Raw genomic sequence first — 11,093 nt, forward strand, 5'->3', positions numbered from 1 at the left:
GCCATGTTCGCGCTCCCTTTCTTCCGCCGTGATCTGCCGGCGCTGAAAGGCGACCGCGTCACGCTACGCGTACCATTCACCAATGATTACCGCGAGTGGGCGGCGGTGGGGGGGGGGGGGGGGGGGGGGGGCCGCCCCCCCCCCCCCCCCCCGCGGGCCCCCCCCCCCCCCCCCCCCCCGGCATGAAATTTACATCAGGATATATCCTGCCGCCTTCGATTGACGGTGACTTCGCACTCAATGTAGGTAACTCTTCAAGAGGCCCACATTTCGCTCTTCCACATCGAAACCATGGGCAGGGCCTAAGCTGTGTCAAGCCCTTTTGGATACCAAGGCTGAGCCGCTAAAATTATGCTGAGTAAAAAGATGCCGGATCCTGGGCAGCCCTTGCCTTGCTGCTCTGGACTCCGCATAATTTTATGCACCGCATAACAGCGCATGTCCGTATACCCCGTCGAAAGCCAGACCTTGACCCCGGTCCCCATCGGAAACGGATTCACCGCAACGTCTCCAGTCCGCGCATGATCCGAAGCAGCGCCTCAATGTCGACATCGCGGTCCACGATCACACGGCGACGATTTGCGCTGACAACTTCAATCCGACCTGCCTCGGAGACGACCCTGCTGCGGGCTCCATCTCTGGAATAAGCAGTGCTGGAATAAAGCCCCCGGCAGGCGACGCAACATCCAGTTGCCACGCTCGTGCCAGCCGTCGCCATTCATACAACTGCGAACGAGAAATCCCATGTCGCCGCGCCGTCGTCGCGCACAAGCCAGGTTCCGAATAGCGAGCCAACTCAGCAGCTGTTCGGGATGCTCGACGTCGACGTCGTAGCGGCCGATCGGCGCGAGCGTGCCGCGATCGAGCGCGTAGGCGAGCAGCGTCGCGCCGTCGGTGGCAAAACCGACGGTGGTGCGGCCGGGCGCACTGCCTCGGCTGGCGTCGGCCAGGTAGTGGGGCATGCCGGCGAGGACATCGCGCTCTTCGCGGCGAAGATCACTCTTCAGCTCGATGACCGTGGCGCCCCACGCCACGTCGATGCGCCCACTGTTGTCGACAAGATAGCGTTCGTGCTCCAGCTCGCTGAACGCGGCGCCGAAGCCTTCTCGCAGCAGTTCCGTGACTAGGCCGCGCAACGCCTCGTGTCGCGGCCGCGAGGCCATCGATCGAACGATGTCGGGCAGGCGGTCCCCGCGCCAACTGTTTGCCACTTTTCCCCTCCCGCTTCGGTCCACACCGTTGCCCGCCGCATGCGCGAGAGCATTAGGTTGCCAGCATGAGACTCACGCAAGCAGACTTGTTCGCGCAAGACGACGCCGAACGCAATACATTGTCGCAATCACAGCGGGTGGCGATTCGCTCGCGCTTGGAAGCAACGCTGGCCAGGCTCGAAGCTACGGCAACCTTCCCTTGGCACGATCCGCTGGACGCCGTGCACCAGGAGAACCGCTTCCAACGCGACACCGAAATGCTCGGCGAAGAGGGCGCCGTCCTGTGGGCACGGTTCGACAAAGAGATGGACCGGCTGTACTCGACGCAGTTCTCTCCAAATGCCCGCGCAACGGGATAGACGCACTGAACGGCAGTTTACCGGAATGCTTGGACATCGCCCAACGTCGTAAATGAGGGCGAAGCAGTCGTACACAATGCAACTTTCCTCGAGAGCCGACCAGCAACAATGCCGCTTGAATTAGCCGAGCTCGTGGATCACCACGTCCGGAATGACCGCCCTGGCGATGTCGCACAGGTGCTGATGATGGGTCAGGTAGATTACCTGGCCTACGCCGGCCATCTCGCCGAACAGGCGGAAGACTTCCTCCGATCTGAGATGGTCGAAGGTCTCCATGATGTCGTCGGCTATGAACGGTACAGCGGGCCTGAGCTTGGCAAACTCATAGTATCCGGCCAGGCGTAGAGCGAGGTAGAGCTGGAAACGCGCGCCTTTCGACAGAGCGTCTGCGACCTTCGAATGGCCATCCTGCTGCATTGCGATGAGAACCTCGCCGCCCTTTACCGGCTGGGTGGTCAAGCCTGTGTACTGGCCCCGCGTGATCAGTGCAAAGGCTTCGGAGGCCTCGCTCATCATTCCAGAGCGGTGGCGTTCGCGATAAACCCGGAGCGCGCTCGACGCCGACATCACCCCAAGCTTCAATTCGATGTAGCGGACGGCCTTTTCCTCGATTTCGAGAAGGACGGTGCGACGATCGGCATCGATCCGGGCAACTGCGCTGTCGCCACCGATCGCATCGAGCTTGTCCGTCGCACGGGTATGCCGGACCAGTTGCTGTTGTAGTGATTCATCGAGGTCGGCTAGCCGCCGCTCGACCTCGGCCTTTTCAATTGCGAGCCCATCGAGATCGAGGCCTTCCAGCACCGACTGCGCCTGGATGAAGTCGTCGAGGGCGAGCTCGCTCGCCAGTCGTTCTTCAAGCTCGGCCGTGGCACTCTGCAGACCGTCCCGCTCGCGAAGCTGTTCATCGCGCTCCCCAACCTCCGGGAGCGTTCTCACACCAAAAGCATCGAGCACTTCCTGTTTTGTTGTCTCGTGTGCCGCGACTTCAGCGTTCAGTGCCTCTCGAATGTCCTGCAACTTTTCAACGTCAAGCAGCAGATTTGCCCTCGCCTCGCGGGCACGCTCGGCTTGCTCTAGACGCTCTGTCAGCCTGACACTCACCTGTTCTGGCGCCTCGCCGCTTGCACCCTCGCCGGCCAGCGACGCACCAAGGCGGTCCACCTCGTCAGCAAACGCAGTCCTATCCGCCTCCATCTTACGGATGCGGATACGCATGGCCTCACGATCCTGCAGGGCCTTTGATAGCTCGGACAACTGATCGAGCACGCTACCAAGCCCAGTCCCGGCAATGCCTTCTTCGAGTCAAGTGCCCTTCAGCGTTTCCTTGACCTCGGCCTGCCATGCACTTTCTCGCCTCTCGGCAATTTCAACAGCGAGCCGCCTAGCAGCGAGCTCCTCTTCCTTGGCGGCTACGCTCCTTAGCGCCTCCGCTCGTTCCGCGTCGACCTTCGCCTGCCTATCCAGAAAGCGATCAGCGGCGACCACCAGAGCCTCCAGAGCCTCCCCGGCTTCGGTCTGGATTCCAACGCTTTGAAGAGCCGAGGCCAATCCGAGCCGAATCCGCTCTCTTTCGGCTGTCGCGCGTTCAATCCTTGCGCGTGCGAGCAGGATGTCGTCCCAGGCGACCAGCGCGTCGACGCGTGCGGAAATGCGCTCCTCGAGAAGTCCGATCATCAGGTCGAGCGACTGCGCCTGGCAGTCCTCAAGCAAGGCGCTGGCCATTCGCTTGATTTCAGCGGACGCCATTTCTGCGCGCTGGCCCACCCCAGCGAGTTGGCAGCTTACGCGATCTATTGCCGCTTCGGTCTCAGCCGCCTTTTGCTTGATTGCGCGCAGATCCGCGAGATCGCCCGCATGGGCCAAGCGAGCCGCGCCGACATGATCATCCTTGGCCAATGCTGCGGCAAACGCGTCTGCGGTTTCGGCCTTGAGGTCGGCCCGGTGATTTCGCCACGCTTCGTCTCTCTCACGTCGTATGGCTGCGGCTGTGTCGTCGTCGGCGAGGTCGGCCGAGGCGCGGACAGCAGCCAGGCGTGACGAAGTCGCTATCCGACTTTGTTCATACTCAGCCAGACGCTCAGAGAAGACTGCGTTGTCCCTTTGAAGGTCCGCGGCCAATGTTTTCCACGCATCTATCTGTGTCGGTGGCGGAACCGATATCTTCGAAAGCGCGTTCGCATCTCCCGACCATGGCTGAAGGCGCCGCATGGCATCCGCCAGCCTTGTTTGCCGCTCGTCCTCCAACGCGCGCGCCTCACTTATCTCCCGTGCGTGACTGCTGGCCTTCGCCTCCGACACGGCTGCCATCAGCCTGGCTCTTGCCGGCTCAGGCACCGCCCTCTCCTCGCCGACGCGACCTCGCGCAGCGTTGAGCCCGTCAAGCGCTGCAGCGGCTTCGTCGCGGGCCATCCGCAGGCTCGCCGTGATGCCGGAGCGTTGCTCGACCATGTTGCGAAGCGGGCCGACCACAAAGGAAGGCAGGATCAGCCGGGACGGATCCTGTTCGGCCGATCTTCCGAGCGCGGCGAGACAGTTCGCCACCACCTGGTCAAGTATCTGGACTTCCATTTTGCGGGTCGGCAGATCCATGCCCGCCGACAGATAGCGCGCCTTGCGATCAGCAAGTCCTCGCACCTGTTCGGAGATAGCCAGGACAGCGTCGTCGATAGCGACTGCTTCGATCTTTGCCGTCGCCCGATCGATCTCATCGGCATTGGCCTGGAGGCGGGTTCTCAAGCGTGCGTCCCGATCGATCAATTCCGCGACGCTGCCACTCCAGGTCCTGGGAGGGGACGGGAGATCAGGCAGCTCAGCCAGTCTATTCGCCTTGCGTCTGATTTCGGGCAGGAGCGGCGCGGCGCGCACATATCGGTCGATCGTAGCCAGTCGCGCTGACAACGCGGAGCGTTCAGCGAGGCTGCGATCATACTTGTCCTGGGCCTCCACCCGTTCCGCCTCGAGGGCCTCGAATGTCGAGGCCAGGGTGTCGATCGTCTCCTTGCGCGACTTGAGCTCCGCGAGCCGCTTCTTCAGCAACGCGATCTCGGTGGTCTGGGCATGTTTTCGGTGAAGTCCATCTGCCTCCGTTTCCAGTGCGGCCAAGACATCGCTCGCATGACCAAGCCCGGCGCTGGCGGTGAAAAGGAGCTTGCCGAGATCACCACGTGATTCAAGGATCGCCTTGCCCCCTGCTTCCAGCGTCTCGTCATCCAGTGAGAACATGCTGCTGTAGGCATCGCGGGACAATCCGGCGAGGTGAGCCGAAATGGCAATCTCGCTCAGTGGCCGACCTTCGGTATCGTGCAGCGAGTTGCTGCGACTCTTGGTGCGTGAAACGGCAAGCGTCTGCGCCTCAAATTCGAGCAGCCCGCCGATGCGCATGGAGCTATAATCGTGCAGGAAATTGTAGCGACTGCGCTCTTCGATGCCGAAGAGCAGGTCGAGATAGGAAGAAAGCGCGGTCGATTTGCCGGCTTCGTTCAAGCCAAACACTATGTGCAGATCAGGCCCTGAACTCGGCTTGGGTCCGAAGTTAATCGCCTTGTCGGTGAACTTGCCGTAACGCGTGAGGTCGAGCCGCCGCAATCTCATCGCGTGCCGCCTGCCTTGAGGCGAGCCGTGACCAGGTCGACGCCACGTGCAAGCACGTCATCGAGGAATGCCTCCAACGCCGCCTCGTCCTGTCCTGCGAAGTCTCGCGCATCCGGCGGCAGGTCCGCGATGGTCTTCAACACCAATTCCCTGGCGTCCGAACGGAATGCGTCCGACGTTGCGTTGGCGCGCATTGACTCGGCTAGTTCCAGGGTCGGATCCGCGACGTCTTCGGACTTCCCTGTTCCGGGAGCAGAGAGATTGAGTTCGACCTTCTCCACCCAGGTGTTGCCCACCTGCTGTGCCGCCTGTTCGGCCTCGGCAAGCACCAAATCCTTATCGCGGATCATCGTCCATGACAGCGCGGAAGCGCCGACCAGGCTGAGGCGGGCGATGAGGTATTGCGATCTGGCGGCAGTCCGGGATTGTTCAAGCGCAGACCGGATGCGGCCGACGGCCTCGGGCAGCTCGGATGTTCCTGCCAGGTCGACGCTCACGCGCTCGAACTGCGCGAGGCTGGTCAGCCTCTCCTCAATGTCGACAGACCGATGGTCGTTTATGGTCGCTAGGGTGACCGATTTCTCACCAGCCTCATTGATGTCTCTGCCCTGAGGGATTCCAGGCATCACGAGCGTGCTTGCGCCGGGATAGACCTTGCGAACGTGAATATGGCCAAGGGCCCAATATTCGAAGCCGTGACCTTGCAAGTCGGCGACGCTGCAAGGCGCATAGACGTCGTGGCCGGGCGAGCCGGCCAAGCTGGTGTGCATGATGCCGATGTTCGCGGCGCCCTCTCGGGGGCCGGCATATTCGGGCAGCAGGCTTTCGGCCGCCTTGGGGCTGGCGAAGCTCAGTCCGTGAAGCACGACGTCCAGCCCGGCGCCCGACTGGATCACGGACTGCGTGCGGCCACTGAAAATCGTCACGGTGTCCGGCAGGACGAGCTGTTTAGAGATTCGAGACATGGCGTCGTGGTTGCCGCGGATCATGTAGACCCTGACACCGGCCTGGTGCAGACGCATCATTTGCGAGGCCAGGAAGCGCGCCGTCTTCATCGATGTCTGATCGCCATCGTAAAGATCGCCCGCAATGACAAGCGCATCGACCCGCTCCGCAAGACACAGGTCCACGATCGAGATGAAAGCCCGGCGGCTGGCATCTCCCACCAGTTCGGCGAGTTCGGGATTGCGCAACGCGAGTGTGCGCAGCGGTGAATCGAGATGGGTGTCGGCTGTATGAACAAATCGAAATGCCATCTGGCGCGCTCTCCCGGCCCGAACAGACGTTCAGGCAACATTCGCCCAAAACGTCGCAGCGAGCGGCGAAGGCGTCCCATCCCGGTTAGCAAAGTGCGCCGGCGTTCGGCAACAGTATCTGTGAGTTGAGGCCTCGAAGTCAGGATAGGGTGTCTGCGACCTTCTTGTGAGGGAGCATTAACAGGCCTGACCTCCCTGTTGCGAGCCTCAACTATCGCGTGGACAAGCGAAAGCTTTGTATTCATCCGTCAGCCAAGAGCCTTTTATTCCGCAAGAAATTGCTTAATCTCCACGCGGGGGGTATGGGGTCAATGCAATCTGCAGATAGTTCAGAGTTAGTAACAAATGATAGTGTTGCCGGTAGGCCACCTGGCTCGACCATAGTTGCCGACGTCGCGTCCAGCTTCACTTATGCATCCTATCAGAATGCGATCCCGGTTATCCGGTCCATCCGGCTCGATAACGACACCACCCGCAGTTTTGAGAATTGCCGGCTGGAGCTTACGTCGTCACCGTCGTTCCTGCGGCCGAAGACCTGGACGGTAGACCGCCTCATCCCAGGCGACCGGCTCCAGCTGAGTGACCGCAAGGTGGAGCTTGACGCTGGATATCTCGCCGGCCTGAACGAGGCTGAGCGAGGTGAGATTACCTTGCGCCTGTCTGCGGCCGGTGAGATCCTGGACGAAAAGCGAGTGACGGTGAGGCTGCTTGCGTGCGACGAGTAGGGTGGCGTCGCGGACATGGCGCAACTGCTTCCGGCGTTCGTGATGCCCAATGATCACGGCGTTGCGCCGATCCTTAAGGCAGCGGCCGAACGGCTTGCCGCGCACGGGCATCCGCGTGGCCTCGACGGCTATCAATCGCAATATTGCTGGATCCTCTAGCCAGAATCCTGCAGGAATAGCTAGGGTTTTATGGGGGAAGGATAATGGCGGGGACGCCGATTGATGATGTTGTCGACTGGTCGACAAAGCTCTCGACCTGGAAACAGGACGCTCTGCGGCGGCTGGCGATCAGCAATGAGCTCACAGATGCTGACATTGTGGCTCTGCTGGCGATGGTCAAATACGCGGCCGGCTTTGCGCTCACTTCGGCGCCGCCCGCCCCGATACCGTTTACGAAAGCCCACTTTGGGAACGGAGAATATCAACCGATTGTCCTCAAGCGCATCGCCAATGTCGAGAATGTGAATCGGCTGGTGCCCAAGGCATCTCTCACGTTCTGTCCCAAGGCTTTGACGATCGTCTACGGTCGCAACGGGAGCGGCAAAAGCGGGTTTGTTCGGATCTTTCGCACCGCTTGTCGGACACGCATTGAGAACCCAGCCAGGCTGAAGGTTCTTGCTGACGTTTACGGAAGCACGCCCGGCCCTCAGACAGCCGACATCGTGATCGATGCCGGCGAAGGCGAGGCAGTAGTTCCCTGGTCGCCAGGCAACGCAGCGTCGCCGCATCTCATGCAAGTTGCGGTGTTTGATACGGCCTCCGCCGAGCTTTACGTCGACGGCGGAAATCAAATCCGTTTTCTTCCTTTCGGACTGGCCCTGCCGCATCGGCTCAACGCAGTCTGCATTACCTTGAAGGGGAAACTGGAGGCAGAACGGGCGAAGGAAGTCGGCAACAAGGTCGAACTGACTGCGCTCGCGTTTCCTGCCCAGCACGGCACCGCGGCTCAGCTCTTCAACAAGCAGCTGAACAAGTCCACGACCGATGCGCAGATTGAGTCGGCAACGACGTTTACCGAGACGGACCAGCAGCGTGTCGCTGAACTCACCTCCGCCCTTTCCGCAGGCGCTGCCGCCGCTGCCGACGTCACCGCGCTTTTGAAGTGGACAGATGCGCTGCTGCTGGAGGTCCGGGCTGTCGGATCGGCATTCGCAGACGCAACACTGGACGAGCTTCGAAAGCTCCGCGCTTCAGCAGTTGCAGCACGCCAGGCAGCGACGGTAGCCGCTAGCGAGTTGTTCACCGATGAACCTCTGCCAGGTGTCGGAAGCGGTGCATGGCGGGCACTTTGGGCGGCGGCTCGCAATTACTCGGTGACAGAAGCGTATAAGGATAAGGAGTTCCCGGTTCTGGTGGCAGACGGCGGCGCTGCTGCATGTGTGCTATGCCAGCAGCCGCTTTTGCCCGACGGTGCTGCTCGCATGCAGCGTTTCCAAAAATACATGGACGACACACTCGATGCCGCCGCCCGGGAAGCTGAGAAAGCCGTCGAAGACGCCCTGGGAAGCGTGCATGCCTTGGCTCTCCTTGGCGCCTCCGATTTTGCCGACGGTCGCGAGCAGGTAAAAAGGCGGGACGAGATGCTCGCTGGTGCCCTCGCAACCCTCCAGGCATCGGCGGTCGCACGGCGAGCGGAGGCCCTCGCGCGATTGCGGGGCGAGAGCAGTCAGACAATTCCTCCTCTTGTCGTGCCGATCGAGCAGCTGGAAACTTTCGCGCTCAAATTGAAAGGCGAGAAGGATGGACTAGCGCAGGCGGGAGACAACGAAGAGCGGATCAAACTCCTGGCGGAAAAGAGGAGCTTGAGGACCGCAAGCTGCTCTCCATCAGCAAAGCGAAGCTCACCGTGCGACGGAATTTGCTCATCGTTGATGACGCCTACTCCAAGGCTCTCGCCGACGTTCAAACTCGTGGCATTACGCAGCGCGCGAATGAGCTTGTCGATGCCCACCTGACAACAGCCGTCGTCACGCGTTTTGATGCCGAGCGCGCCCGCTTCGACATCATGCACCTCAAGGTAGGCCTCGCACGCAAGAGCAACCAGACAAAGGCGGAATTCGAGGTCGATCCCAAGACAAAACTGGCCAAGGTCACCTCGGATATCCTGAGCGAGGGTGAGCAGCGTGCCTTGGCTCTTGCCGGATTCCTGACCGAAGTTGCGTTGACAGACGGTTCAGGTCCGATCGTGATTGACGATCCCGTTTCGTCGCTCGATCGCGATCGAAGTGCAAGGGTCGCCCAGCGGATCGCTGAGGAGGCAACCAAGCGACAAGTCATCGTATTTACGCACGATATTGTGTTTTTCAATGAGCTCAGTCGCGCGGCTGATGAAGTGGGCATCGAGCCCGTCACGGTGGCACTTTTTAGCGACAAGGCTGCCGCTGGCAGAGTGGATACGGCAGGGATGCCGTGGAAGGGGCAAAACGTCGGCAAGCGCATCGGGCTGTTGAAGAACGACTCAGCACAACTGACCAAGCTGCTTGCGACCAGCCCGGCCGAGTACGAGTACCGCGTGAAGAACCTCTATGGCCGATTACGCGATACTTACGAGCGTGTGGTGGAGGAAGTGATATTCCGGGACATCGTGCGAAGAGGAACGGATGTCATCCAAACCCAGCTACTGCGCTATGTTCGACTCTCGGACGCGTTGGCGATACGATTCCACGAAGGCATGACCCGCGCAAACACTCACAGCCACGACAATCCCGCGGCGCATACGGTAGCTGTCCCCCTTCCTCAAGAGTTCATCGCACATTTGTCCGAACTTGAGGCTCTGGTTGCTGATTTGAAGTCCGACAGCGAGGCAGCAGAGGCGGATCGGCCGCAGATGAAGCCAAATAAATAGCGCTTTGCTATCGAGAAACGGGATGAGCAGAGCATGTGCATCGCGGTCAGGAGTGGCGGGCCCGACAATGGCTTTGATGAGGCTTGAACGTACCGGCGGCTTACCGCCAAGGGTACGCTTCACGGAGACGACGAAGCTTACATAGCCACTGTGTGCTCGGCGGAAGTCGACGAAGCCGCACTCCACCGCCATCCTAGGCTAGGGCCGATGTCGGCCTCGCATCGGTGATCATTCCGCCGGTGATCGCTATGAGTAATCCTCTACAGCGTTCGGGCAGGTAAGCCCCGTAGACGGGTTGTCAGCTCAGTTGATTACCTGGTCAGACGATCCCCCACGCCCGAAACCTTCCCCTCCCCGTCATCTCGCGCAGGCCAAGCTCACCGATCAGGTTGAGCGCCCCCTGTTTTGTCACTTTTAGCCGCTCCTGGATCATGCCCGCCGAGACGAGCGGCCGCGAGAGTACCAGCTCGACCAGGTCGGGCAGTTTCGAGCTGGCGCGCCGTTGTTTGAGCCGCCGCTCCATCTGGCTTTTTGCCAGCACCAGCCGATCGTGTTCCTTCAGGCCAGCCAGCGCTGCGTCGTGAATGGCATCGAGCCAGGCGAGCAGCCGATCGCCGCGATTGCGCGCCCGCCTCCGCTCGCGCGGAATGTTTTTCGCGCCGAGATGAATGCAAGCGAGATGGTGGGCGGCAAGACCTTCCTGTCGCAGCAGTGCAGCCACGAGCAGCGGCCCGAGCCACGTGGCATGCTGCAGCACCTCGATGTCCGACCAGGCTTCGAGCAGGATTGTGGCGCGCAGCACCGACGGCCACTCCCGCGTGTCGGCGAGCACGGCCTGCCATTCGGCCAGCCGTTCTTCCTCATTCCAGTCGAGATCGTAGATCAGGCCGTTTTGCGGCTCCGGCCGGTCGTCCGGGCGCGCCGCTTTCGCGGGCACGCCGGCGCCGCTCAGAATCCTGGACGAGCGCGCCAGGACGGCATCGATCTCGGCAAATTCTTCGGCCAGCCGGTCGGCCTCGGCGTCATCGCGATCGTCGGCTTCCATAGAGGCAGTTCCAGCCCCCTCCCCGTCCCGGCGTTTTTGGCCCGCCGCCGGCATGGCC

The 11,093-nt window shown here is 61.3% G+C and carries 8 protein-coding genes and 1 pseudogene; 4 read left to right on the forward strand and 5 right to left on the reverse strand.

All coding sequences use genetic code 11. The annotated features are described in order from the left end of the window. Nucleotides 1–593 precede the first annotated feature (593 nt). Nucleotides 594–1,211 (reverse strand): hypothetical protein, encoded by a 618-nt coding sequence (locus tag NKG99_RS34420; RefSeq protein WP_352873866.1) that lies wholly within the window; start codon nt 1,209–1,211, stop codon nt 594–596. Nucleotides 1,212–1,276: 65 nt separating this feature from the next. Here NKG99_RS34420 and NKG99_RS34425 point away from each other — a divergent pair, with 65 nt between their 5' ends. Beyond that, nucleotides 1,277–1,570: a hypothetical protein gene (locus NKG99_RS34425; RefSeq protein WP_156942708.1), complete on the forward strand. Its 294-nt coding sequence runs from the start codon at nt 1,277–1,279 to the stop codon at nt 1,568–1,570. Between the two features lie 120 nt (nt 1,571–1,690). Here NKG99_RS34425 and NKG99_RS34430 read toward each other — a convergent pair whose 3' ends face one another. From NKG99_RS34430 to NKG99_RS34440, 3 genes are all read right to left on the reverse strand, one after another. Next, nucleotides 1,691–2,788, reverse strand: coding sequence for an ATP-binding protein (locus NKG99_RS34430; RefSeq protein WP_352873868.1), 1,098 nt, complete (start codon nt 2,786–2,788; stop codon nt 1,691–1,693). An 87-nt stretch (nt 2,789–2,875) separates the two neighbouring features. Beyond that, a complete protein-coding gene (locus NKG99_RS34435; RefSeq protein ID WP_352873870.1) occupies nt 2,876–5,164 on the reverse strand; it encodes an AAA family ATPase in 2,289 nt (762 codons plus the stop codon). Then, nucleotides 5,161–6,420 carry a metallophosphoesterase family protein gene (locus NKG99_RS34440; protein ID WP_352873872.1) on the reverse strand — a complete coding sequence of 420 codons (1,260 nt, stop codon included), beginning with the start codon at nt 6,418–6,420 and terminating at the stop codon, nt 5,161–5,163. Before NKG99_RS34440 ends, NKG99_RS34435 begins: the two co-directional genes overlap by 4 nt. Before the next feature lie 311 nt (nt 6,421–6,731). Between NKG99_RS34440 and NKG99_RS34445 the strand changes: the two are divergent. From NKG99_RS34445 to NKG99_RS34455, 3 genes and pseudogenes are all read left to right on the forward strand, one after another. After that, a pseudogene (locus NKG99_RS34445) lies at nt 6,732–7,286 on the forward strand (hypothetical protein); the annotation flags it as partial. 62 nt (nt 7,287–7,348) lie between these two features. Beyond that, nucleotides 7,349–9,100 (forward strand): AAA family ATPase, encoded by a 1,752-nt coding sequence (locus tag NKG99_RS34450; RefSeq protein ID WP_352873874.1) that lies wholly within the window; start codon nt 7,349–7,351, stop codon nt 9,098–9,100. Beyond that, on the forward strand, nt 9,004–9,990 hold the full coding sequence (locus NKG99_RS34455) for an AAA family ATPase (RefSeq protein WP_352873875.1): 987 nt from the start codon (nt 9,004–9,006) through the stop codon (nt 9,988–9,990). Before NKG99_RS34450 ends, NKG99_RS34455 begins: the two co-directional genes overlap by 97 nt. 319 nt (nt 9,991–10,309) lie before the next feature. Here NKG99_RS34455 and NKG99_RS34460 read toward each other — a convergent pair. Beyond that, on the reverse strand, nt 10,310–11,093 hold a 784-nt coding region (locus NKG99_RS34460), incomplete at its 5' end, for an RHE_PE00001 family protein (RefSeq protein ID WP_352873876.1).

It is taken from the genome of Mesorhizobium sp. M1409 (genome assembly GCF_040317535.1).
Taxonomy (GTDB): Bacteria; Pseudomonadota; Alphaproteobacteria; order Rhizobiales; family Rhizobiaceae; genus Mesorhizobium.

Excerpts from the sequence above, each read along its gene's own strand:
- NKG99_RS34435 (WP_352873870.1), bottom strand. The coding sequence starts at position 5,164 with ATGAGATTGCGGCGGCTCGACCTCACGCGTTACGGCAAGTTCACCGAC.
- NKG99_RS34440 (WP_352873872.1), bottom strand. The coding sequence starts at position 6,420 with ATGGCATTTCGATTTGTTCATACAGCCGACACCCATCTCGATTCACCG.
- NKG99_RS34450 (WP_352873874.1), top strand. The coding sequence starts at position 7,349 with ATGGCGGGGACGCCGATTGATGATGTTGTCGACTGGTCGACAAAGCTC.
- NKG99_RS34425 (WP_156942708.1), top strand. The coding sequence starts at position 1,277 with ATGAGACTCACGCAAGCAGACTTGTTCGCGCAAGACGACGCCGAACGC.
- NKG99_RS34430 (WP_352873868.1), bottom strand. The coding sequence starts at position 2,788 with ATGCGTATCCGCATCCGTAAGATGGAGGCGGATAGGACTGCGTTTGCT.